Source organism: Bacillus sp. FSL K6-4563 (assembly GCF_038630405.1).
Classification (GTDB): domain Bacteria; phylum Bacillota; class Bacilli; order Bacillales; family Bacillaceae; genus Bacillus; species Bacillus pumilus.
The window spans coordinates 892,208-913,933 of sequence record NZ_CP152030.1 but is presented as its reverse complement, the minus strand read 5'-3'; the positions used below and the strand labels follow the sequence as shown (position 1 = coordinate 913,933).

General features: G+C 41.4%; 27 protein-coding genes. 12 read left to right on the top strand and 15 right to left on the bottom strand.

The window, feature by feature from the left end:
- Positions 1–26: 26 nt before the first annotated feature.
- On the top strand, positions 27–1,007 hold the full coding sequence (locus MHH54_RS04360) for a metal-dependent hydrolase (RefSeq protein ID WP_289406433.1): 981 nt from the start codon (positions 27–29) through the stop codon (positions 1,005–1,007).
- Positions 1,008–1,034: 27 nt separating this feature from the next.
- Here the strand turns inward: MHH54_RS04360 and rsoA are convergent, their stop codons facing one another.
- Both rsoA and MHH54_RS04350 read right to left on the bottom strand, forming a co-directional pair.
- On the bottom strand, positions 1,035–1,256 hold the full coding sequence (gene rsoA, locus MHH54_RS04355) for a sigma-O factor regulator RsoA (RefSeq protein WP_034620885.1): 222 nt from the start codon (positions 1,254–1,256) through the stop codon (positions 1,035–1,037).
- Entirely contained in the window at positions 1,204–1,806 is a 603-nt protein-coding gene (locus MHH54_RS04350; RefSeq protein WP_003217785.1) for a sigma-70 family RNA polymerase sigma factor, read from the bottom strand. Before MHH54_RS04350 ends, rsoA begins: the two co-directional genes overlap by 53 nt.
- Before the next feature lie 166 nt (positions 1,807–1,972).
- Between MHH54_RS04350 and MHH54_RS04345 the strand changes: the two genes are divergently transcribed.
- The 3 genes from MHH54_RS04345 (at position 1,973) to MHH54_RS04335 (ending at position 3,885) form a co-directional block, all read left to right on the top strand.
- Positions 1,973–2,137, top strand: a complete 165-nt coding sequence (locus MHH54_RS04345) for a YvrJ family protein (protein ID WP_003217819.1) — start codon at positions 1,973–1,975, stop codon at positions 2,135–2,137.
- A 94-nt stretch (positions 2,138–2,231) separates the two neighbouring features.
- The gene (locus MHH54_RS04340) at positions 2,232–3,395 is read left to right on the top strand and encodes an oxalate decarboxylase family bicupin (protein WP_342500739.1); all 1,164 of its coding nucleotides are present in this window, start codon (positions 2,232–2,234) and stop codon (positions 3,393–3,395) included.
- Positions 3,396–3,462: 67 nt separating this feature from the next.
- On the top strand, positions 3,463–3,885 hold the full coding sequence (locus MHH54_RS04335) for a regulatory YrvL family protein (protein ID WP_339206878.1): 423 nt from the start codon (positions 3,463–3,465) through the stop codon (positions 3,883–3,885).
- A gap of 2 nt (positions 3,886–3,887) precedes the next feature.
- Here MHH54_RS04335 and MHH54_RS04330 read toward each other — a convergent pair whose 3' ends face one another.
- Positions 3,888–4,355 (bottom strand): DinB family protein, encoded by a 468-nt coding sequence (locus tag MHH54_RS04330; RefSeq protein WP_106066779.1) that lies wholly within the window; start codon positions 4,353–4,355, stop codon positions 3,888–3,890.
- A 207-nt stretch (positions 4,356–4,562) separates the two neighbouring features.
- Here MHH54_RS04330 and MHH54_RS04325 point away from each other — a divergent pair, with 207 nt between their 5' ends.
- Entirely contained in the window at positions 4,563–5,696 is a 1,134-nt protein-coding gene (locus tag MHH54_RS04325) for an NAD(P)/FAD-dependent oxidoreductase (protein WP_342500738.1), read from the top strand.
- 23 nt (positions 5,697–5,719) lie between these two features.
- On the opposite strand, the gene MHH54_RS04320 is transcribed toward MHH54_RS04325, so the two are convergent.
- The 3 genes from MHH54_RS04320 to MHH54_RS04310 form a co-directional block, all read right to left on the bottom strand.
- On the bottom strand, positions 5,720–8,314 hold the full coding sequence (locus tag MHH54_RS04320) for a YfhO family protein (RefSeq protein WP_342500737.1): 2,595 nt from the start codon (positions 8,312–8,314) through the stop codon (positions 5,720–5,722).
- 87 nt (positions 8,315–8,401) lie between these two features.
- Positions 8,402–9,385, bottom strand: coding sequence for a glycosyltransferase family 2 protein (locus tag MHH54_RS04315; protein ID WP_003217835.1), 984 nt, complete (start codon positions 9,383–9,385; stop codon positions 8,402–8,404).
- 288 nt (positions 9,386–9,673) lie between these two features.
- Positions 9,674–9,946 carry a YfhJ family protein gene (locus MHH54_RS04310; RefSeq protein ID WP_003217809.1) on the bottom strand — a complete coding sequence of 91 codons (273 nt, stop codon included), beginning with the start codon at positions 9,944–9,946 and terminating at the stop codon, positions 9,674–9,676.
- 116 nt (positions 9,947–10,062) lie between these two features.
- Here MHH54_RS04310 and MHH54_RS04305 point away from each other — a divergent pair, with 116 nt between their 5' ends.
- Complete coding sequence (locus MHH54_RS04305; protein ID WP_003217849.1) at positions 10,063–10,212, top strand: small, acid-soluble spore protein K; 150 nt, start codon at positions 10,063–10,065, stop codon at positions 10,210–10,212.
- 25 nt (positions 10,213–10,237) lie between these two features.
- A complete protein-coding gene (locus tag MHH54_RS04300; protein ID WP_003217811.1) occupies positions 10,238–10,411 on the top strand; it encodes a YpzG family protein in 174 nt (57 codons plus the stop codon).
- Between the two features lie 22 nt (positions 10,412–10,433).
- Here the strand turns inward: MHH54_RS04300 and MHH54_RS04295 are convergent, their stop codons facing one another.
- Together MHH54_RS04295 and recX are read right to left on the bottom strand one after the other, a co-directional pair.
- Positions 10,434–10,748: a YfhH family protein gene (locus tag MHH54_RS04295; protein WP_106033150.1), complete on the bottom strand. Its 315-nt coding sequence runs from the start codon at positions 10,746–10,748 to the stop codon at positions 10,434–10,436.
- A gap of 3 nt (positions 10,749–10,751) precedes the next feature.
- Positions 10,752–11,543 carry a recombination regulator RecX gene (recX, locus tag MHH54_RS04290; RefSeq protein ID WP_106067546.1) on the bottom strand — a complete coding sequence of 264 codons (792 nt, stop codon included), beginning with the start codon at positions 11,541–11,543 and terminating at the stop codon, positions 10,752–10,754.
- A 94-nt stretch (positions 11,544–11,637) separates the two neighbouring features.
- Here recX and MHH54_RS04285 point away from each other — a divergent pair, with 94 nt between their 5' ends.
- The 3 genes from MHH54_RS04285 to MHH54_RS04275 all read left to right on the top strand — a co-directional run bounded on the left by MHH54_RS04285 (position 11,638) and on the right by MHH54_RS04275 (position 12,914).
- The gene (locus MHH54_RS04285) at positions 11,638–12,534 is read left to right on the top strand and encodes a TIGR01777 family oxidoreductase (protein ID WP_003217821.1); all 897 of its coding nucleotides are present in this window, start codon (positions 11,638–11,640) and stop codon (positions 12,532–12,534) included.
- A gap of 52 nt (positions 12,535–12,586) precedes the next feature.
- Entirely contained in the window at positions 12,587–12,697 is a 111-nt protein-coding gene (locus MHH54_RS04280) for a YfhE family protein (RefSeq protein ID WP_017358836.1), read from the top strand.
- Between the two features lie 61 nt (positions 12,698–12,758).
- Complete coding sequence (locus tag MHH54_RS04275) at positions 12,759–12,914, top strand: YfhD family protein (RefSeq protein ID WP_065097458.1); 156 nt, start codon at positions 12,759–12,761, stop codon at positions 12,912–12,914.
- Positions 12,915–12,954: 40 nt separating this feature from the next.
- On the opposite strand, the gene MHH54_RS04270 is transcribed toward MHH54_RS04275, so the two are convergent.
- On the bottom strand, positions 12,955–13,542 hold the full coding sequence (locus tag MHH54_RS04270; protein WP_226804804.1) for a nitroreductase: 588 nt from the start codon (positions 13,540–13,542) through the stop codon (positions 12,955–12,957).
- A gap of 272 nt (positions 13,543–13,814) precedes the next feature.
- Here MHH54_RS04270 and MHH54_RS04265 point away from each other — a divergent pair, with 272 nt between their 5' ends.
- Entirely contained in the window at positions 13,815–15,071 is a 1,257-nt protein-coding gene (locus MHH54_RS04265) for a transcriptional regulator (RefSeq protein WP_050944748.1), read from the top strand.
- A gap of 36 nt (positions 15,072–15,107) precedes the next feature.
- Here the strand turns inward: MHH54_RS04265 and MHH54_RS04260 are convergent, their stop codons facing one another.
- From MHH54_RS04260 to mprF, 3 genes are all read right to left on the bottom strand, one after another.
- Positions 15,108–15,575, bottom strand: coding sequence for a DUF393 domain-containing protein (locus MHH54_RS04260; protein WP_003217856.1), 468 nt, complete (start codon positions 15,573–15,575; stop codon positions 15,108–15,110).
- A 336-nt stretch (positions 15,576–15,911) separates the two neighbouring features.
- Positions 15,912–16,460, bottom strand: a complete 549-nt coding sequence (locus MHH54_RS04255; protein WP_003217810.1) for a thioredoxin family protein — start codon at positions 16,458–16,460, stop codon at positions 15,912–15,914.
- Between the two features lie 91 nt (positions 16,461–16,551).
- Positions 16,552–19,122 (bottom strand): bifunctional lysylphosphatidylglycerol flippase/synthetase MprF, encoded by a 2,571-nt coding sequence (gene mprF / locus MHH54_RS04250; protein WP_342500736.1) that lies wholly within the window; start codon positions 19,120–19,122, stop codon positions 16,552–16,554.
- A gap of 168 nt (positions 19,123–19,290) precedes the next feature.
- On the opposite strand from mprF, the gene MHH54_RS04245 reads away from it, so the two are divergent.
- Positions 19,291–19,770, top strand: a complete 480-nt coding sequence (locus MHH54_RS04245; protein ID WP_008341672.1) for a MarR family transcriptional regulator — start codon at positions 19,291–19,293, stop codon at positions 19,768–19,770.
- Between the two features lie 22 nt (positions 19,771–19,792).
- Here the strand turns inward: MHH54_RS04245 and MHH54_RS04240 are convergent, their stop codons facing one another.
- From MHH54_RS04240 to MHH54_RS04230, 3 genes are read right to left on the bottom strand one after another with little or no spacing between them, the layout of a single operon-like run.
- A complete protein-coding gene (locus MHH54_RS04240; protein ID WP_342500735.1) occupies positions 19,793–20,077 on the bottom strand; it encodes a hypothetical protein in 285 nt (94 codons plus the stop codon).
- A 12-nt stretch (positions 20,078–20,089) separates the two neighbouring features.
- Entirely contained in the window at positions 20,090–20,617 is a 528-nt protein-coding gene (locus tag MHH54_RS04235) for a YfiT family bacillithiol transferase (RefSeq protein WP_106033156.1), read from the bottom strand.
- Positions 20,614–21,639, bottom strand: a complete 1,026-nt coding sequence (locus MHH54_RS04230) for a zinc-binding alcohol dehydrogenase family protein (RefSeq protein ID WP_342500734.1) — start codon at positions 21,637–21,639, stop codon at positions 20,614–20,616. Before MHH54_RS04230 ends, MHH54_RS04235 begins: the two co-directional genes overlap by 4 nt.
- Positions 21,640–21,726 lie beyond the last annotated feature (87 nt).

Sequence of the window (21,726 nt, the reverse complement as noted above, 5' to 3'; positions counted from 1 at the left end):
AAGCATGACAACTAGGAGGTAATCAATTGGATACTGGTACTCATGTAGTAATGGGCATTTCTCTTGGGGGACTTGCACTTTTAGATCCAGCCGTCAGCGCAGATCCACACATGGCACACGCCGTGATGATCGCGACCATCGCCGGCTCCCAAGCACCAGACATTGATACTGTGCTAAAACTAAAAAATAATGCGGTATATATAAGAAATCACCGAGGATTTACACATTCCATTCCGGCTGTCCTGTTCTGGTCATTGCTGATTCCGGCTGTGATTTTCCCATTTGTGCCGGGGGCGAATTTACTTCACCTCTGGTTATGGACACTATTAGCTGTTGTGCTTCATGTGTTTGTCGATATATTCAATGCATACGGCACACAGGCCATTCGTCCATTTTCGAAGAAATGGGTAGCACTTGGGATCATTAATACGTTTGATCCGTTTATCTTTTTTACACACCTTGTCGCCATTGTCGTTTGGGCGATTGGCGGTCATCCCGGCTATACGTTCATTACGCTGTATGCCGTGATTTTCTGTTACTATATCGTCAGGGTCATCATGCAGCTTCAGATTAAACGTCAGCTGCGTGCACGATTCGATGAAATTGAAGACATTATTATTTCGCCTACGATGAAGTTCAGACAATGGCGCATTGCCGTGAAATGTAAATCCTCCTTCCATGTTGGACGCAGTATGAATGGAGAGGTCATCATTTTAGACACCTTTAACCGGGTGCCGGTCCCTGACACAGAAATTATGAAAATTGCCAAACAAGACGAAAACATTTCAGCTTTTCTCTCCTTCTCCCCTGTCTACCGGTGGGAAGTAGATAAATACAAGGATCATTATGAAGTCCGGTTCATTGATTTGCGCTACCGCAGCAAAGGGCACTATCCTTTTGTCGCAATCTGCCATATCGACATGGATCATCAAATCAAAAATTCCTATACCGGCTGGATTTTCAGTGAAGAAAAACTGCAAAAAAAATTAAGACTCGGCTCTGTGTGAGCGAGTCTTTTTTTGTGCTTAAAACTCTTACAACTTCGTCATATATTCCACAATAAACTCCCAAAAGCCAGGTCCCTCTTGGTAAATCAGCCAGTCTACTTTTTCGATGAGTTTGATGTAGAGTTCTTGTTCGAGGTCTTCTCTTTCTTGATATGCCGTGTTTTGTAGTTTCTTTTTGATCATGGGTGTGAAGGTTTCAATGAGTTCTTCCATTTCCCCATTGGTCATTTTTTCTTCGTTCACGGACATCTCCCCCTGTTTCTTCTTTTATTTTGTTGAGCGCTTTTTTGTGGATGTTTGAGATGTTTTGTCTCGTTTCGCCTAGCCGGTCGGCTATTTCTTTCATTGTTTGACCTTCAACATAAATATGGGTTAAGACCATTTTTTGTTTGTCTGTGAGCTGCTGGTAAGCCTTGTACAATGTTTGATCTTGCAAGTGCTCCCCTAGGTCTTGCTGGTTGAAGAGCACGGCTTCATACGTATCTGTTTGAACAGGGTCTTTCACTTCTTGCGTATCAGGATGATCGAGTATGAGTGGAAAACGTTGCTGCTTTTTTTTCACTCGTTTGTCAAAGTCGACTGAAAAGATGCGGATCATTGTGGAAATATACTTGATGATGCGGATTTTTTGATAAAACTGCTTGAATTCGGAATCTAGTTTTTTCGCATTTTCTTCGTTTGGCTCTTCCATGACTTGCCTAAGCAGCTGCTGGTTTTTAGGATTGCTTAAAAATTGCTGAATGAGCGGGTGATCAACGATTTCATTCCATTTTGCTTTCAATAACAGCCGATAATCCATGTGCATCCTCCCCTTTGTTCTCTCTACTTGCATTAAGTGGACAAAAGTTAAAAAAAGTAAACTTTGTGAAACGGGTCTAATGGTTCATTTTCTCCCCCTTTGATTTCCTATTTCTTCTTTCATACCACTTATAAAGAAGACAAGCATCCGCTGGGAGGTGAGACAAATGGAGACCTTTTTTTCGGAGGAATGGCTGAAACAGCTCGGTCAGGCTGGCTTTCCTGCCATTTTGACGGTTTATTTGCTGACACGTTTTGAACGAAAATTTGATGAATTAAGCAAGCTCATCCAACGATTGGTCGCTGTTCAAAAAAATGATGAATCAGATTGACATCTTCTTGATTCGTTTCACCTTATGAAAACGAGGGCGAAATGAAAGGCCTTTTGTCACCTCACACAATACGATGTTGAAAGGGGATTTTATCATGAGTGAAAAGCAAAATGGTGTACCGCAGCCGATTCGAGGAGAAAAAGGAGCAACGGTCAAAATTCCACGTAATCTCGAGCGAGACAGACAAAACCCAGATATGCTCACGCCACCAGAAACCGATCATGGAACGGTTCCCAACATGAAATATTCTTTTTCTGATACGCACAACCGTTTAGAAAAAGGTGGTTACGCCAGAGAAGTCACAGTACGTGAACTGCCCATTTCTAAAAGTCTTGCCTCTGTGAACATGCGGCTAAAGCCTGGTGCAATTCGCGAGTTGCACTGGCATAAGGAAGCAGAATGGGCGTACATGATTTATGGGGAAGCCCGAATTACATCGGTTGATGCAGAGGGGCGCAATTTTACAGAGGATGTGACCGAGGGTGATTTGTGGTACTTCCCTTCAGGCTTGCCGCACTCTATTCAAGCACTTGAACCGGGAGCTGAATTCTTGCTTGTGTTTGATGATGGGTCTTTCTCTGAAAATAGCACGTTCCAAGTAACCGATTGGCTTGCCCATACGCCAGAGGAAGTCGTGCTCCAAAACTTTGGAATGACAAAGGAGCAAATTAACAAACTGCCAGAGAAAGAGAAGTATATTTTCCAAAAAGGAATTCCTGGTTCCCTTGAGTGTGACAAAGTGAAAACAGAGCAAGGAGAGGTCCCAAATTCCTTTAAATATGAGCTGTTAAAACAAGAGCCGATTACGTCAAGCGGTGGACAAGTGTGGATTGCGGACTCTACCAATTTCAAAGCGTCTAAAACGATTGCGTCTGCTCTTGTGAAAGTCGATCCAGGCGCCATTCGTGAGCTGCACTGGCATCCAAATACGGATGAATGGCAATATTTCATTTCTGGAAAGGCACGAATGACGGTATTTGCCTCTGATGGACATGCGAGAACCTTCAACTATCAGGCCGGAGACGTTGGATATGTGCCATTTGCGATGGGGCATTATGTAGAAAATACAGGCGACGAACCGCTTTATTTCTTAGAAATCTTCAAGAGCGACCATTATGCAGATATCTCACTCAATCAGTGGCTTGCGGTCACACCGAAACAGCTTGTTCTTGATCATTTAGATCAAGGCGAAGACTTCTTGAAATTGCTTGACACTGAAAAACACCCTGTCATCGCTGCACCTAAAAAAGAGGATTAATTCAACCTTCCTGCAAAAAGGCTGTCCTTTTTGCAGGTATCTTCATGTAAAGGAGTGTTGTTTACCCATGCAGCAATCTGTTCACGCTTTATGGCAAGGGCTGAAATGGCTGATGGCGCTATCAGCTATCTGTTACATATTTTTGTTGTTTTGTGTGCTGTTCTTTCATTTGACGGGTGCTTTTTATCAATCGATTTTATCGCTGCTACTGTTTATGGGCATCTATGTTGTACTCGGGATCTCTTTTGAACATCTGGAACACGTGCTCATGCGGTTTGTTCGAAAATGCCGGTCCAAAAAACGATCTATCGTTTTCTATGCCATCTTACTTCACCTTTTGTTTATTTGGGGTGCTGTCTATTTATCAGACGAATTGGTTGACGGCATTTTGCTGACTACTTCTGAAGAAATTCTCTTTGCGCTTAGTCTTTGGCTATTTCATTTTTTGTTTGATTATGCGACGTTTCCATTTGAGAAAGAAGCATCGTGAGGCTATCGTCTTTCTGTTGAGAGCGCTTGTTTAACCTGCTCCATATGATGGAGATCATGCTTAATTAAGCCTGGAAAATAACTTGATAACGTCAGCTCGGTTTGACCGATCAGAAAGGGTGTAGTCCAGCGAGATGCTTCGATTTTCTTCATTTCTTGAAGCAATTCTGTTCTGACAGCAATAAATCGCCCAATCGTCTCGCTTCTCTTTTCGTGTCTTGCCCTTTCGGCTGACTGCCGGTTCATTTCATGCACATCAGGTGCCTTACATAACGCCCGATCTTTCCAAAATTCCTTTAGGCGATCGTGTAAAATAAATTCATCCCACGGAACAAAATGTGCGATGATCTCAGCAATACTCCACTTCCCATCAGCAATGGCGCGGCGCCATTCTTCGTCTGTTACATCCGCTAGTGACAGTACCCATTCAAGGGTGTGTTCGTAGTGTTTTATCACGGTGTCTTTGTTCATGTTTTGTTATCCCCTTCATGTTTTTAAAAGAAGTTGATTAGAAATTGGTTAGTTTCATTCTTGCGAAATCATTTATAACATATTATCATATACTTTAATTACCAAATGAAAAGGGGGAATTGTGATACGCTGTCCTATATGAAAAAGCTTATTTTTTTGCACTAAAATAAACCGACTGGTCTGTTTATAAAAAGAGGAGGGGAAATAATGAAATCTCAACATGTGATCATTATCGGCAGTGGTGTAGCAGGATTGGCTACTTCTTTATTTTTAAAAAAGGCTGGGATGGAAAGTACGATTTATGAAAGCAGGTCAGATGAAGAATTAGAAACAGGAGCAGGTTTTTTACTGTCTCCGAATGGGGTAAAGATTTTGGATGAAATCGGGTGTAAAAATGAAGTGATAGCAAATGCAACAGTGATAAAGAAGATCCAGCAAATAAACAGTGAAAATGAAGTAGAAGCGATCTTTCACAATTATAGTGAAAAATATTATGATGCCCCTTTACTGAACGTCATGAGAGACCAAATCATCAAATCACTTTTAAAAGAAGTTCACCGTCAAGGAATAGAAGTGAAATACAACAAAAAGTTAACCTCGATCAAACAGCTGCCTCATTCCGTACAGGTTCTTTTTGAAGATGAAACTGAGATAACAGGTGATATCGTAATAGGAGCAGATGGAACTTTTTCGAAAACAAGAGAGGCTATTGCGTTTAATGCTAAATTAGATTATAGCGGTTTTTGGGGACTGCAAGGAGTATCGTTTGTGAAGGATTTTGTATTGGATGAGGCAACAAGTTATTTTTACAATGACGGAAACTTTCAATTCATTTTTGGAAAAGCGCATCCAACAAATAAAATGAATATTTTATGGCAAGCTTTCTCTCAGTGTCCTGAGAAGTTACCTACAAAACATTTTGAGAAAGCCAATAAAGAAACCATCCGACAGTTATTATATAAACAAATGGAACATTGGAACATTCCTAAACACCTATCTGACATCATCGATCATACAGACATGTTCTTTCCAAGAAGTATCTATGAAATAAAGGATCTTCCTGTGTGGTCAAAAGGACGAGTTGTTCTTGTAGGTGATGCTGTTCATACAGCAAATCCTTTTGTTGGTCAAGGAGCATCGTATAGTCTAGAAGATGCCATGGTCATAGCAAAGATGCTAAGGGATCATGATGATCGAGATGCGTTCTATTATTATGAAAAAGATCGAAGAAAGAGGACAGAAGAATTGAATGCGCTATTTCAGCACATGAGTATTCAAAACGATATTGATAAAAAAATGAACGAATATACGATTGAATGGGATGAAGAAACTTACGTATGAGATGAAAGACAAAAAAACACCACTTATGATGAAAAGTGGTGTTTCTTATGTTGTCTCCGTGCATAGAGGATCGCACAAATCAAACTGACGAGTGAAATCAATGCGAGAATTCTGATATAAGGTGGATAGTAGGTTAGCACAATCTCGTTCTCACCTTTTTCTATTGGAAACCCAATAAAAGTGTAGTTGGCTTTTTCGATATCGGTTTTGTGTCCATTCACCGTGAGCTCCCAGCCTTTTTCATATGGAACGGGCAGAATCATGTAGTCATCACTGCGTTTGTTATCATATGAAATAGTAAAGCGGTTGTTTTCGAGCTTTACCTGCTGGTTGCCATCATCCTGTTTTTCTTTTTCATATGCTTTCTCTAGGACGCGGTAAGGCTCTTGATACAGCTTCAGTTGATTGAGCTCGTATGTCCCTTTTGGTACTCGAATGGAGAGGATCTTTTCCGCTGGGACCCGAATCGTCACTTCATTGACACCTGTTTTGTAGATGGATGTATTGCTTTTTCTTGATGTGACATAGTCGTCAACGGATAACTGAAATCCTTCGTTACGGTCGGTCCGCTTCACATAAAAGCTCACATACACATCCCCAGCGCGAGCGATGTCATCTGGCAGTGTGATATTCAGACCGCCCATTTCTCCGTATACATCAAGCACGCCATGTTCGTATACAGCTTGTTCCGTATGAATATTCGTATCTTTGAGTCGATCTGCTGCGTGCTCAATTTCAGCGTTTCCTTTTTTGTCTAAAATGACGCCTTGCAGCATCGCATGCTCTTTATCAAGTGCTGAGGCATCCTTTAAGGATTGTTCTGAATAAACGGTGCTCGTTGTTCTTGCAAATGGCAGTGACCGAGTATTTTCATATACCTCATAATGCTCACTTTTCAAGATTGGCTTAAAATAAGCTGGTGGTGAGTAAGGCATCATGCTGTTTCTCATATAATACTTTCCGTAGGTCAGGCTGTATAAATTCGCCCTGTCCCCCATTGTTGCATAACGGCTGACACTTTCACGTCCCATATCGATTTGCAGGTCATTCCAGTAGAAATTGAGCAAATGCTGATTCAATATACTTGAATACGCACTCATGCCTTGAAAGCCTTCAAATAACGGGGTATTGTTGCGCACACCATTCATCCAATCAATCCGGGCAAGCGGATCTTTTGAAGAGCGGCTTTGAATCTGCTGAATGAGCTTCATTTGCTCATGTCCAGCATATGCCTCACTATTCAGATACGTATCTGATACGCTCTTAATATTGCTTCTTTCAGATAAGTATCCCTGCTGATACACGCCTGCTGTCAGTAAGCTGATGGCAATAAGCACAGCTGAAAAGAGACGAAGGTGCTGACGTTTTTCGGCATGCATCCATAGGAAGAACAAGCTGATCACAAGCAGTCCTATACCTGTAAACACAACGACATCCATGTTTCCCTTTGCTCGTTCTGAAAGGGCGACTGCGAGTAGGAACACGATCCAAGCGCCTAAGACCGCACGCTTTTTCCACTTCCACTCGATTTGTGAGAAATGCTTGATCGTGATGGCAACGACCGCTCCAACTGTAAAGGCAAGAATGTATTCAAATCTGTACTGTGGTGCTGAAAAACCATTAAACACACTCGCCATCTTTGGGCTAAAGTGAAAAACAATGAGCAACATACTGATGGATGTAAACATGAAAAACCATCTGTTCCGGTAAAGCGGTACGAGAAACAGACAAATCAGAAAAATCACGGGTAATAAATACACCCTGCTCGTAAACAGCAGATGATCATGCAGTTCGAACCAAGGAATGGCCTGTTCATACGGCGGTCTTATATTGTTAAGAAAGCCATAAACAGACGGGATAAAAAAGGCGGCACTGATCCCAAAGGATAGCAGTGTAGAGATCGCAAGCGTCCAAAACACCTTCCACCCACGCTCCTCACTTCGCAGCTTGATCATATATCTGAAGACAAGATATATCGCTAAAAAGATAAAGTGAATGTAAGCAAAGTAAAAGTTGTTGATCAGCATCAAACTGCAACTCGCAATAAACCAAGCGGGCTTACCCGTTTTGAATATCCGCTCAACCCCAAGTACAAGCAGCGGGAGCCACATCATGCTGTCGGTGAAAAATTCCCAAAACGTTTGATGCCGGAAATATACAATAGATAATCCATAAATTGCGGCACCTGTCAGTGCACCCAATCTATTTTGAACCATTGAAAGAAGCACACGGTAAGCGATGAAAAGAATAAGCGTCAGCTTGATTACACTCAGCCAAATCACGGCATTTGCCCAGAAATGAATGTCCGTTGACTGTATGAGATGGAGCGCATTCATCAGCCAGACGACAGCGACTGTCACCATAAAGACCGTCGACGTTGTGAAATAATACCCTAATTGCGTGTATGTACCGCCGCCTAGACCGAATTGGTAGGAATAAAAGAAATTCCCTTTGACATATTCGTCATACAGCAGCTTTTTAAATGGGAGCATTTGCGAAATGCCATCCCCATCTCCTGTCATGTACCGGCCTTGCGTATATTCATATAAGAAAAAGGAGTGGCCTAATAATGCGGTAATGAGGCACATTCCAATGATTATCCATCTACGTTTCATCATCTAAATCCTTTCCACAAAAGATCCATTGTTCTTTGAAACAAAACAACCCAGCAAGCGATTCGTGCTTGCCGGTTATTTGACTCCACGTTATTTAAATAACTGTGTTAACACTCGGTCTTGTTCCTTTGAGCTTGTCTCTTGTTGCATGACATTTGATTCTTGGATCAAATAATGTGGCCTCTTCTTCGTTTCATAATAAATGCGGCCAATATATTCTCCAATCACACCTAGACTCAAAAGCTGGACACCTCCGAGGAAAAGCACAGCCGATATTAAAGTGAAATAACCAGGTACCATCACGCCCGTTCTGACGATTTGAATAAAGGTGGCAACGATGTAAATCAAAGAAAGGAATAAGATCAGTATGCCAGTATAAAAACAAATACGCAGCGGGCGGTTGTTAAAAGAAATGACGCCATCTATGCCATAGTTAAACAACTTCTTTAGTGACCATTTTGTATCACCATGCTGTCTTTCTACATTTTCATAATAGATGACCTTTTCTTCAAACCCAATCCAGCAAAAAAGCCCTTTTGAAAAACGATTTCCTTCTTTCAACTGAAGTAATGCATCAATTGCTTGGCGCGAAATTAAACGGAAATCTCCGACGCCATCACGCAAGTCCACTTCGACTACCTTGTTCATCACTTTATAGTACATGGATGATAAGTAAGAGCGAAGCTTGCTGTCTCCTTTACGGTTCCGTTTGGCAATGACTTGATGGTAGCCTTCTTCATATCCTCTGACGAAGTCCTGAATCAAATACGTTGGGTGCTGCAAGTCGGCGTCCATGATGATCGCAGCTACTCCCTTCGCATATTCAAGTCCTGCCAGAATAGCGGCTTCCTTCCCAAAGTTACGTGAGAAGGAAATGTATTTGACCTTTGCACTTTTGCGAGAGAGCTCTCTCATATATTGAAGTGTGTTGTCTTTGCTTCCATCATTCACAAAGATGATTTCAAAGTCATAATGAAAATCGCGAAACTCTTCCTCGAGTGCCTCAAAGATTCGTCTGATGTTTTCACCTTCATTGTAAGAAGGAATTATAACAGAGAGCAATTCTCGTTCCATATCGCACCTTCTCTTCACTTTTTTCACATAGTCTGATATGTTCATTATTCCTTTTTTGTCAGGAAACGAAACCCTTTTTTATTATCCATAAATTACATGTCTCTTTAATCGTTCCATTATATCAAAGTTTTATTTCCAGTGATTTTCAGTAAGATGAATTTAATGTAATTTTAAGTTTAACCATTGTAAAAAGCCTGTAATTTCGATCACAGACTGGGTATTGTATCATAAAATTGTTTACTCATTTATATATTTTCCTATTTCTTGAAAAAGATGAGGGCACTTCTTTTAATGAAGCAGCCCTTTATTCTGCTCTTGTAGATGCTCGTTTGCCTTCGATTGTTTATTTTGGAATAAATGCAGCTGCGCACCGTAGCTCTCAATCCACTCTTGGACAATCCGTTCAGTTGTTTCCTGTCCTTTATACTTGTGGCCAGCCTTTGCATAGGTCGTTTCAAAATCACTCCAAAGCAGCTCTACCCATGTACGTGCTTCATCATATGTCAGCATATTGTTTTTTTCCATGAGTTGTTCTGTTAGTCGCTCAAAGTATTGTTCCATGCATGTTCCTCCTTCATCTAGCAGAAAGTGCCTTTTTAAAAAAACCTCTTTTTTCATATACTACCCTTACGTCTTCAAAAGACGCAAATGATTTGTATTGTTTGGAGGGAATCGAGATGCGTAATAAAGCAAAAGGCTTTCCAAATCAAGTGAATCACAAATTTGAAGGCGAGCCAGGCGCCACAGATGCTTATGCGTCTAAAAGGCCGAATGGTGAGACGAATACACGTCCACAGGAACGAATGAGGGCATCAGGGAAACGCTAATTTTTCCAAAGGGAGTGCTTGAGATATGAGTTCAAATGGGAAATCGTATATGGAAGACTTTGTTCAATTAAGGACAACCGCTTACCCTCAACCATGGGCGAATGCAAAGCATTCTGCCTCTCAGGTCAACGGAGAAACGCAGCAAACGCAGCACGACATCGTACTTCAGAACAACGTCCGTAAACAACGTTCGAAGTAAAGAAAAGGACTGATCTCTAGGATCAGTCCTTTTTCGTAAGCATGGAAATTGGCAGTGCATCTTCCTTATTAGGGGCTGATACTCTGTGTCCCCACGCAAATACACCATTTAAATATTCCACATAAAACTCTTCGTCTGTATCTTTGATTTGATAAGTCGTTTTGGTTTGAATCAAGGCTGGATCTAATAAGTAGGCTTTTGCCATATCGATTTTCCGTTCTAAGACGGCATATTCATTCACAATGCCAAGCTGCTCAGCCTTACGTGCTTTTTCAGAAAGAGAGGCTATCTCCTGCTTCAATTCGTATTCCGTCATCTCACTATAACGTTTGTCCATCTGTCATTCCCCTTTGTCTAAAACGTGATCAATTGTGTCGAGATCAAAGCCTTTTCTGAATAAAAATTGCTTCACCTTCATCTTCTTTTCAAATGACCCGTCGTATCCTACCTTGCGTTTTGCCTTCTCCATCATATAAAGGAGGGCTTCTTCTTCCTTTTCCTCTTCTTGTCCATCATAGGCTTCTTGAAGGGCTTTATCAATGATCCCAAACGAAAATCCTTTTCGTTGCAGCTGCAGCTTGATGCGCTGCTCGATCTCTTTTGCGGAACGATTTTTTTCTTTTCTCACAAGCTTCTGAACCTGCTTCACAGCTTCCTCCAGCTGTAAGTCATCAGGATATTGCGATAGTGCTTGTTCAATGTTGTCATCATCTATCCCTTTGAGCTTTAGCTCTTTTTTCAGGACGGACGGCCCTTTGCTATTCGTTTTACGGTGGGTGCTGACATAGGCTTCCGCAAATTCAAGATCATTTACATACTTGTAATGCTTTAATTTGTGTATAATTTCACTAATAGCAGGTGCCGGGATTTCTTTTTTCGTCAAATAATCGGTTACTTCTTTCACCGATCTCATTCGGTAGGATAAATAATCGACGGCCTGCTGAAATCCTTTTTTCACAGCATCACCGAATTGAATGTCGATGATATCTGCTTCGTCCAGCTCTTTCCCTTTTTTCAAATCGTGCTGGACGAGCACATCTAGATCAACGCTAAAGGCGTATTTTTCATCTAGAAAAATGTTCACCCGCTCTGTATTGTTTTTCTGAGCGGAGATTTTTGTAATATAGGGCATCCTGTGATCACTCCTTTTTTAAAACAGTCAGGATGTTTCTTCTGATTCAAAATCGTGAAAGATATAGGTATGTATATGAGAGGAGAGATGTCAATTGAATATCGCCATCACCGGAGGAACCGGTTTTATCGGCCGGCACGTCACGAAAGTGCTCGCTGCTGAAGGACATCATCTATATATTTTAACAAGAAATCCAAAGGAATCCGAACAAAATCATTTACACTATGTGCAGTGGCTGACAGAAGGTGCTGCACCTGAGCATGAACTTCCTGCGATTGATGTCTGGATTAACCTTGCTGGAAAATCCATTTTCACCCGCTGGACAGACAAGGCAAAAGAAGGCATCCTCTCTAGCCGTATTCAATCCACACAAGAAGTAAGGCGCATTATAGAAGCGCAGGAATCGAAACCATCTGTGCTCATTCAAGCAAGTGCTGTCGGAATTTATGGCACGTCTCAAACAGGAGATTTTACAGAGGAATCACCTCCTGCGGATACTGATTTCTTAAGTCATACATCAAAGCGTTGGGAAGCTGAGGGGCAAAAGATTGAAGCACTCGGCATTCGTACCGTCTACACACGCTTCGGCGTCGTGTTAGGAGAAAAAGGTACCTTGCCACTGATGACACTGCCATATAAACTATTTGCCGGCGGAACGATTGGCTCCGGCTCGCAATGGGTTTCATGGGTTCATGTCGAAGATGTAGCACATCTCATTGCTTATGCAATACACAATGACGACATCTCAGGTCCACTCAATGTCACATCACCGAATCCTGTTCAAATGAAGCAGCTTGGACAAACGATAGCGTCTGCCCTTCACCGCCCTCACTGGCTGAAGGTCCCATCCTTTGTCATTCGAACGGCACTTGGCGAAATGTCATTACTTGTTTTAGAAGGTCAGCGTGCGCTGCCGAAGAAGGCATTGCTTTCTTCTTATGACTTTTTGCATCCTGAATTAAAAGAAGCGATTTTGCATTCAAAGGAATAATTTTTGTCAAAAACACCCATCCTATTAGAAATGAGATGAGGGGGCGATTTTGATGAAGAAAAAAGAACACCAGCCAACTTCAAAGCTGAAGAAAACCCAGGAAGTCCTGTATCAGCAGGAATTCAAAAAAGCGGAAAGAGCAGCAGAAAAAAGAAACAAGTAAGATGGATATTCCACTCCAACAAGCACATAACTAAAGTGATCTTGTAAAGGAGGGAAAGGCTTTGAAAAAAGACCAACACCAAAAAACCAACCACGAGCTTGCAGCACAAGAACCGGATGGCGAATATGTTGAATTTTCCAAAGAACTTGCAGATCCGAATGACGTAAAAGCAATGGCACGTATGAAAGCAGCCGATCAGCGCGCCAAAAAACAATAAGTAAAAAAAGCAGACCCTTTTGCGGTCTGCTTTTCTTCTTTTATTGAATTTCAGTAAGAAGACTTGATGCTTTCTGACGTGATTTTTCCTCAGGCACCTCTTCTGGATAACCAATATGAAGGATGGCAGCAAACCGCTCGTTTTCCTTTAGGCCCATGTTCTGTTGAAAGCCTTTGTCGTATAAGATGCGGCCGCTCTTCCAGACCATACCGATTCCTTGATCCCAAGCAAGCAGCTGGAAGTTTTGAATGAGCGCGCTCACAGCGGCAAAATCATCATTTCTTACCACTGGGTTCTCGTCTTCCTTTAACACCACAAGTAAAAGGGCTGGGACTTTTGAAAAGTAATCTCTATATTGATTGATCTTTTCTTCCTTTGCATCTGGATTGTTGCGCTTGAAGAACGCAATGAAGCGATCAATAAATGTCGCTTTCGCTTCATCTGTCACCGCATATAGAAAGCGCCAAGGCTCCGTAATTTTATGATTCGGTGCATAGACCGCATCCTCTAATAACGGCTGAAGCTGCTCAATGGTCACCGGCGTTTCTTTAAATTTTCGAATAGATCGTCTATATCTGACAGCGTCTCGTACCGTTAACGCTTCTGTTTGTTGTTTGATTTCTGGCATATGTGTCATCCTTTCAATCAATCTTAATTGAAATTGATTCTCATTCACATTATAAACATCATTGCGAGCAGTTGCAAATGATGTTTCCCATCCCTTCTGCTAAAAAGTTGTTTGAGTTTTTCAAGTAATGTTACAATCATATTACGTTTTAAACAAATTTTGATAAAAAACTCAAGATGATGAAATAGGTTTAGTTATTCCCATTTTGTCTAATGCGGTTATTTTGTCAAAAGGCTTTCAAACCATGATTGGAAGGGAGGCTTCTGGATGGAATGAAAATCAATATCGGGCAAATCATTAAGCTCTACCGGTATAAACAAAATATGACCCAATCTGAATTGGCAGAAGGAATTTGTTCTGTCTCTCATTTAAGTAAAATCGAAAATGGCTCAAAGGAGGCCAATCAAGATACGATCAATTTATTGCTTGAACGACTAGGCATCAGTCAAGAAACGCTGTCACAAAAGGCACGTCACCTGCTGTCACTCTTGGATGAGTTTCAAATGAATATGTATTTCTATGCACTTGATCAAGCTGAACAAAATGCAGAAATGATCATTCAGCACGAGGAACAGTTCTTTTCGCTAGATTTAGGCATTCAGTATCATTTGTCCCTATTTCAATTTTATTTATTATCGGACAAGCAGCCGCTTGCCTTAAAAACACACCGCGTGCTTAAAAAGTTTGAAAAAACCTTTATTGAAACGGAAAAAGAAATATTTGAATATCTAGATGGCATTCATCTCATTACAAATGGTCAGCTTGAAGAAGGGATAAAGAAACTTGAGAGCTGCTTTTCTTACGCGTCTGTTGAACAAAGTGACCTGTATTATCACTATGCAAAAGCACTTGGAAACATGGGACTTCTTGGCGATGCGCTTGAAGCAACCCATCAAGCCATGGATTTATATAGACAAAAGAACAATTTCAAGCGGATCATTCACTGCACACTCATTCATGGCGTGATCTCACTGGAACTAAAAGCCTTTCAAACGGCGAAGAAATATTTAAAAGAAGTGATTTTGCACACGTCCCTTTATCCTGATGCCTATATTAAAATGACCGCTTATTTTTATTACGGGGTGCTCTTAAAACGGGAAGGCGATTTTTCTTCAGCTGTGCCTTATTTACTAGATTCACTCAATTACTTTAATCAAGAACAGATAGAAGACCGTTATTGTGAAACTCTGTATGAAATCGCGACCTTATATGCTGAATACGACCGCAAAAAGGCCCTTCCCTACATACATGAGCTGTTAAAACAGCCTCGTATTCAGCCAAACTGTTTATATATGATCAAAATCTATAAATTGATGATTGAGGAAAACCCTCTTGATTTGAAAACCTATCTGATCGAAGCAGCTCTTCCTTACTTTAAACAAAATGAGCTGCACAGTGAGTACTTGTTTGCTCTTAGAACCTTGCTTTCCTATGCGGGTTCTGAGCTTGACGAACGTACCTATATGTCCTACACGAGAACGCTGCTTCATCACCTTGCATCATATGTCCCCTATTACAAAAAAGCATGACCTTCTGCCGATCGAAGGTCATGCTTTTCCTATTCATTAAATGGTCTTCTGTTGATCTGTATCAGGACGGGTGACTTGTTTGACTGAATGAACATACCGTTTTCTCGCAAAGTAATCGTACGCATGTTGACCAAAGCCTAACCAAATGCTGAGCACGATGAATGGGATCGTTCCCCATAATGCAGGGATATTGCAAGCAATTTTCAGCCATGTATAGATCCCTGAGTTTTTTTGGTTTTTGGCTAAGGAAATTGACACGATTCGCTTTTCTGCCTTTTCTTCACTTATTTTGTTCAGTTTGAGCAGCTGCGAGTGTCTAAAGGATTCAAAATGAATACGGTTCTTCCAATCGAGAGCTTTCAACAAGTCCATCGCTTTTGCACATGAAGGACTTTGCCCGTCATAAAACACAAGCAGCCTAAGTGATTTGATGGAACGCTGTTCTCTTTTTTTCGATTCAGCGAGCTTCTTTTTTTCTTGATCGAGATAAATGATTTTTTTCATAGATTGATCGCCAGCCCTTTTCCGTCATTTGTTTTTTAGTTCGTTCAAAGGAGATTACAACTAGATTACTATAGTTGCTGGGCCTCTTGTATTGGGAAAAAGCAAACCAACGTGCGTTATATGAGCCTTTAGATAAGGGCAAAATTAAGGTTTTCATGGCACATATGAGGTTTTTCAACTAAAAATGGTTGGGAAAATCGTGATGCGTTGCGGTTTTCTGCGGTTTTTTGTAGAATTCTGCGGTTTTTCTACATCTTTATGCGGTGTTTTGTAGGTGAGACGCAAAAACAAGATAAAAAAAGACTACTTCCCGTTGCGGCGAAGTAGTCTTTTGGTTTATATTTTTTCCAAAACTTCTACTATTTCTTTCTCAATATCTTTCCATAAGTAACGATCTGTCGTATAGTGATGTGCGGCTTCTTTCGCAAATACTTGAAAAGCTTCCTCAAAATCAGGGGCATCCTTGTCGGGTTTTTTCTCATCAACAAATCGCTGTGCTTCTGTTGAGCGTGGTCCCCATTTACCTACTTCATTCCCGTCCTGATCAATGATCACGATAATCGGAATCGATCTTGCGGTCCCGTTCGTTAAATACTGATCCATCAGGTCTAGATGCTCGTCCCGAATAAAATAGCGCGCATCAATGAGTGCTTCACTTGCAATACGCATGAAAATTGGTACATTGACCATCGCATCTCCGCACCAATCCGCTGTGATGACAAGCGCTCTGAGCTTTTTCTTTTGCAGCTTTTGAAGCAGCTCTTTTTCTTTTTGATGAATTGCGTACTGGTTGTACACCGTGAGTAGATTTTCTCGGTTTTTCTCCATGTTGTGTACATATGTACGTTCAGTTAATCCCTTTTTAAACCATTCATTTAATGTCATATTTACATCCCCCTTACTCTTCAACTTTACCACTTTTGCTATTCTTTTGTCTAAAAAAACCTTCACCTAGTGAAAGGTAAAGGCTTTTGATCTATGGACGCCGGTTGCGATTCGGGTCCATCCCTATCAGCTTGGTGACAAGCACCATTGTGACAGGTAATGATGTATTCTTTTTATACGCTAAGTATTTTCCGCGCCATTCAGGTTTATATTTCTGTTTAAACGACCGTAATCCGCTGAAGCTGTACATAAATCTGACGTTGTTGAAAATAACACTCGCCAAACGCTCCGTGAGGAAGGATTGATGAAATGTTCCTACATTCGATAAAGGCGCCATTCCCATGTTAAAGAATTTGTAGCCTTTTTCTTTCGCCCATTGAAAAAGGTGGATAAACAGCGCATCCATCATCCCGTTCGGTGCATCATGCATATGACGCATTAGGTCGATGGAAATCTCCCCTTCTTGATACATCGGCATTAGTGATACAAAAGAAATGATTTCCCCTTGTTCATCCTTCAGAATCGCAATCGGTGCTTTTTGAAGATAATCTTCTTGAAAATAGCCGAGCGAAAACCCTTTTTCATTTTTCTTTCCGAGCCAGCTGTCAGAAATCTGTTTTAAGGTTGAGATGAGCTCATCTGAAAAAGGCGGTTCCAGCATTTCAAACGTATAGCCTTCTCGTTCAAACTTATTGGCCACAGCCCGTAAATTTGATTTTTTCTTACCGGAAAGAGAGAACGTTTCTAAATCGACCATGGCTTCTTCTCCAAGCTTAAAGAAGTGAAAGCCTAAGTCATGGTAGAGCGCCATCCCTTCCCGTTCTACTTGATAAAAAGCAACGCGATAGCCTGCTTTTTCTGTCTGCTGTAGAAACTCTTCAAGTACAAGTGGATAGGATGCTTTACGTCCAGATGGATCTCCAAGCACAATGACGCAGCGGCCAATGCGCCCAAATTGAAGCATTGCCTCTCCATCACTTGAAAAAAATAATTTTTTATCGCCTAAAAAGCCAAGATGACTGAGGGCATTTCCACCCTTTTCCTCTAAAAACGTTTTTAATTTTTCCTCATCTGCTATTTCTCCAATCGGAAATGCTCTTTTATTAAAAATCAATCTGCTAATGAAGAAAAAAAGCGGTACACCGATGAGCGCAATCATGCTTGTCATTGTGATATGCCGTTCATTATGCACGAGGTAATCCCTACTCAAGAAATGTCCAATTTTTGTCCAAATAAAGTTGCCGATGACATTATAGTTAAACAGCACGAGTAAATAACCAGCGGCAGCCGCCACAAACTGATACAAGGAATAAGGAGCCTGCTGCTTCACAAATTGATTTCGAAGAGAGAAAAATACAGCCATGATGACTGGCAGAATAAAGATGAGACTCAGGTTAAATCCTTTTAACAAAGTAAACACAAAGCCGCCTGCTAGGGCGATCATCGTCAGCACATACGATCTTTTTGTTCGTTTATACACTTCAATGGACAAAATCATCAGGATGATGCCGAACATTAAAGAAAGACCATTAAATCCTGATAATAGAAAGCGTGGAATGCTCGTAATCACGCCTAATCGATCGACAGGAAGCACAACAGACGCCATGATGAGCAAGCCGCTTCCGAAAGTTAAAATTGATACTGATCCGTACAATAAACGGATTAATAAAGCACGGTGCAACACAATTAAGACGTTTGTTGTTTCTACGGCAGGTGCCATTCTCGGATTGCCTTCAAGACGTCTAAGCGTCGTTCCCGTTAAATCGTAAGCAGCTAGACAAAGCCCAAGGATAAACGGGAAGATCGAGTACACGAAGCGGTACAAAACGAGCGCCGTCAGCACCATCTCTTTATCAAACCCAATGTACTGCATGCTCAGTAAAAAGATGAGGTCAAACGAACCAAATCCGCCCGGAACCATACTGATTAAACCGCCGATTGACGCAATCGCAAATACGCCTAATACAATCCGGACATCGACATTCATCCCCATAGAGACGACAGCCATGTACATGACGAGACCAGCTGCCAGCCATTCTAAAAACGATGCTCCGATATAAGCGTAAATCGGATGCTTCAGTCCGCTTTCACCGCTCTCAATCGAGCTTTTTCGTACGGACGCCATAATGATGTAAATAGGCACAATACAAGCAAAGATGATCACAAAGGCCCATAGCCACGGCTCTTGGCTAATAATACTTTCAACAGGAAGCACCCTCACCAAGATCAGATCACTGAAAATAGATAAGCCCAAAAGGACCGAGGAAGTCAAAAGGGCAATGCCTTTCAGCAGTTTTTTCGTATCGGTTATGTACTCCTTATATAGAAGTGTTCTAAGCCCTGCTCCTGATAGACCGCCGAACCCAAGGACACTGTTAAAGGAGTTCGCAATCCAGGAAATGCGAATCGTTTTCCAGCCGCTGATGGGCATATTCAGGCTTTTTCGTAAGATAAAATCATATAAGGACATCGATAACACTGCGACAAGTCCAAGAAAAACAAGAATAAACAAGTCCATTCGATTCAAGCTGTCAATGATATAAAACGTTTTTTTAATGGAAAGGCCGCTCAGTTCCTTCTTGGCGACAAAAATTAAGACAAGGATAATCACGATCGGAAAAAGCATTTTTAAGATCGTCATACCCGTTTTTTTGTTCCACATGATTTTCCCAACTTTCTAAGTTGCTTCATTTATTTCGACTGACCATTATTATACAACAAATACCACTTGATTCATGCAGTTTAACATTCAAAAGCTTGTCGAACCTTTCAATTAGAAGTAAAAATCAGTAATATAGAGAAAAGAGCCGCTTAAAGGAAGTGAACGAGCGTGGAATATAATATTCATGACACCACCGTATTAAAAGAAGAGATTCTATCTCCAGAGGAAAAAAAGACATGGGTGCTCTATATGAAAGTACTCACAGCTGCAGGTCTTGGAGATGTGTCAGAATGGATGAAGCTTGATATGAGTATGCCTCAAATGAAGGTACTCATGCTGCTCAATAACCATGGCTCTCTTAAAGTATCCGAAATTGCTGAAAAAATGGGGGCTTCTTTGTCCAATATGACAGGCTTGCTTGACCGTTTAGAACAGTCTAACTTTGTCGAGCGAAAGCATTCTGAGCGTGACCGGAGAATCATTGTCGTCGAACTAACAGAGGAAGCGAAAAATATTTTCAGAAGCATTTATCAAAAAGGACATGAAAAAATTAAAAATTCCCTGCAACGGCTCAATGATGAAGAAAAAGAAAAAGTCAATGAAGGTTTAGCCATCTTAGAAAAAGCACTGCGCCCTGAACGAGGCTAAACATGAAAAGGAAAAAAGACGGTCACTTGAGATCCGTCTTTTTTAGTTCTTCTTCTACTTGTTTATCTGAGAGGATGAAGGTTTTTTGAAGAACGACTCTGTCATCCCATAAAAGATAGGCTAAACCGATGATGAGAAAAATGATGCTGATCCACGTTCCGCCAGGCAGCAGTTGTTCAAGTTCCTCAATCGTTCTTTCTGAGCCTAAGCTATTACTATAGCGTATCTCAAAAAGCACATATTTTGCTATATAAAACAATGCCGCCATACAAATAAACATGGCGCCGACAATTCTTCTACCAGACATGTCATGACTCCTTTAATTCCATTGATTTCTTTTGATTAATTCCGTGATATGGGCAAGATGATGCTTTGAGTGCCAGACGTACATACCTGTTGCATCATATAAGGACACCGTTTGTTGATCGGCTGGGTGATAATAGGATGCAGTGAAGTCTTCCTCTGACATCCCTCGAAGTAATGTAACCCATCTGCGATGCAGACTGCTGATTAAGGGCAGTGATAGGCTGATGGGCTCTTTGCTATCTGGAAGCTCGGCGAATCCCGCCTGATCATATGGACGGATGTGCGGTATTTCTTCTGTGAGCGCAAGCTTGAATCGTAAGTATGCATTCAGATGGCTGTCTGCTACGTGATGAATGAGCTGACGGACGGTCCATCCTCCAGGCCGATAGGGTGTATCCAGCTGAGCATCTGTCAATTGATTGGTGACTGTTTCATATTCTTGTGGAATCGCACCCAACTGATCAATCCATGACTCTAGCTGTTCCTTTGTTTTATTTTCAACCGGTTCATATAAGCCAATCGGATATTGTAATGACGTCATACCCTCTCCCCTTTCTCAAATCCTTCTAGTACAAATTTGCCAATCATCTTTCCTTGCTCAAGTGTTTGATGTGCCTGCTTCAAATGAGCGGCATTAATCGGATTGAGAACCTTTGTTAATGTATGTGTCAATGTCCCCTGTTCAAATAACTCAGCTGTCTCTGTTAAAAGCTCATGCTGTTTGATCATGTCCGCTGTTTTGTACATAGGGCGTGTGAACATGAACTCCCATACAAATGCAGCACTTTTATTTTTGAGTAATTGAATGTCTAAGCTGTACTGATTCTCGACAATGGTACAGATCATGCCTTGCGGTTTGATGGCTTCTGCCATGCCTTTGAAATGTCCGTCTGTATCATTTAAGCATAAAATGAAATCCACTTCGCCTATTCCTTTTTCCTGAAGCTGCGCAAGAAGCGGCTCATGATGATCAATGATATGATCAGCACCTAATGACAGACACCACTCTTTTGTTTCAGGTCTTGATGCGGTGGCGATCACAGTGGCATTTGCTAATTTGGCTAGTTGGATGGCAATAGAACCTACTCCGCCTGCACCGCCAATGATGAGCAGTGTTGCCCCTTCTGCATTTCGCTTCATATGCATCCGGTCAAATAACGCTTCATATGCCGTAATCGTCGTCAGAGGCATCGCTGCGGCTTCTGCAAAGGAGAGATTAACAGGCTTTTTTGCCACAATCCGTTCATCCACAAGCTGATACTCACTATTTGAGCCTTGACGCGTGATATCTCCCGCATAGTACACGTGATCACCCGGCTGAAATAATGTACACGCTTCGCCGACTTCAACAACCGTACCACTTGCATCGTAGCCAAGAATTTTCAGTTTTTCTTCCTTCTGATCCTTCGGTGATCTCACCTTCGTATCAACTGGATTCACTGACACAGCCTCTACCTTCACCAGTATATCCCTGCCCGTTGCTTTAGGCTTTTCTACTTCCTGATCCATCAAGCTTTGCTTATGCTCAATCGGTAAGTACTCCAATAGTCCAACAGCTTTCACTCGCTCGCACTCCCTTTCTATATGCTTCTTTTCCACATTTTATCATAATTTTCTGATGTTTATGGATAGATCAAACGAGTGATTGCA

Coding starts and splice junctions, on each gene's coding strand:
- rsoA (WP_034620885.1), bottom strand. CDS start 1,256: ATGTCCGTGAACGAAGAAAAAATGACCAATGGGGAAATGGAAGAACTC.
- MHH54_RS04350 (WP_003217785.1), bottom strand. CDS start 1,806: ATGGATTATCGGCTGTTATTGAAAGCAAAATGGAATGAAATCGTTGAT.
- MHH54_RS04345 (WP_003217819.1), top strand. CDS start 1,973: ATGGAGACCTTTTTTTCGGAGGAATGGCTGAAACAGCTCGGTCAGGCT.
- MHH54_RS04340 (WP_342500739.1), top strand. CDS start 2,232: ATGAGTGAAAAGCAAAATGGTGTACCGCAGCCGATTCGAGGAGAAAAA.
- MHH54_RS04335 (WP_339206878.1), top strand. CDS start 3,463: ATGCAGCAATCTGTTCACGCTTTATGGCAAGGGCTGAAATGGCTGATG.
- MHH54_RS04330 (WP_106066779.1), bottom strand. CDS start 4,355: ATGAACAAAGACACCGTGATAAAACACTACGAACACACCCTTGAATGG.
- MHH54_RS04325 (WP_342500738.1), top strand. CDS start 4,563: ATGAAATCTCAACATGTGATCATTATCGGCAGTGGTGTAGCAGGATTG.
- MHH54_RS04320 (WP_342500737.1), bottom strand. CDS start 8,314: ATGATGAAACGTAGATGGATAATCATTGGAATGTGCCTCATTACCGCA.
- MHH54_RS04315 (WP_003217835.1), bottom strand. CDS start 9,385: ATGGAACGAGAATTGCTCTCTGTTATAATTCCTTCTTACAATGAAGGT.
- MHH54_RS04310 (WP_003217809.1), bottom strand. CDS start 9,946: ATGGAACAATACTTTGAGCGACTAACAGAACAACTCATGGAAAAAAAC.
- MHH54_RS04305 (WP_003217849.1), top strand. CDS start 10,063: ATGCGTAATAAAGCAAAAGGCTTTCCAAATCAAGTGAATCACAAATTT.
- MHH54_RS04300 (WP_003217811.1), top strand. CDS start 10,238: ATGAGTTCAAATGGGAAATCGTATATGGAAGACTTTGTTCAATTAAGG.
- MHH54_RS04295 (WP_106033150.1), bottom strand. CDS start 10,748: ATGGACAAACGTTATAGTGAGATGACGGAATACGAATTGAAGCAGGAG.
- recX (WP_106067546.1), bottom strand. CDS start 11,543: ATGCCCTATATTACAAAAATCTCCGCTCAGAAAAACAATACAGAGCGG.
- MHH54_RS04280 (WP_017358836.1), top strand. CDS start 12,587: ATGAAGAAAAAAGAACACCAGCCAACTTCAAAGCTGAAGAAAACCCAG.
- MHH54_RS04270 (WP_226804804.1), bottom strand. CDS start 13,542: ATGCCAGAAATCAAACAACAAACAGAAGCGTTAACGGTACGAGACGCT.
- MHH54_RS04265 (WP_050944748.1), top strand. CDS start 13,815: ATGAAAATCAATATCGGGCAAATCATTAAGCTCTACCGGTATAAACAA.
- MHH54_RS04260 (WP_003217856.1), bottom strand. CDS start 15,575: ATGAAAAAAATCATTTATCTCGATCAAGAAAAAAAGAAGCTCGCTGAA.
- MHH54_RS04255 (WP_003217810.1), bottom strand. CDS start 16,460: ATGACATTAAATGAATGGTTTAAAAAGGGATTAACTGAACGTACATAT.
- mprF (WP_342500736.1), bottom strand. CDS start 19,122: ATGTGGAACAAAAAAACGGGTATGACGATCTTAAAAATGCTTTTTCCG.
- MHH54_RS04240 (WP_342500735.1), bottom strand. CDS start 20,077: ATGTCTGGTAGAAGAATTGTCGGCGCCATGTTTATTTGTATGGCGGCA.
- MHH54_RS04235 (WP_106033156.1), bottom strand. CDS start 20,617: ATGACGTCATTACAATATCCGATTGGCTTATATGAACCGGTTGAAAAT.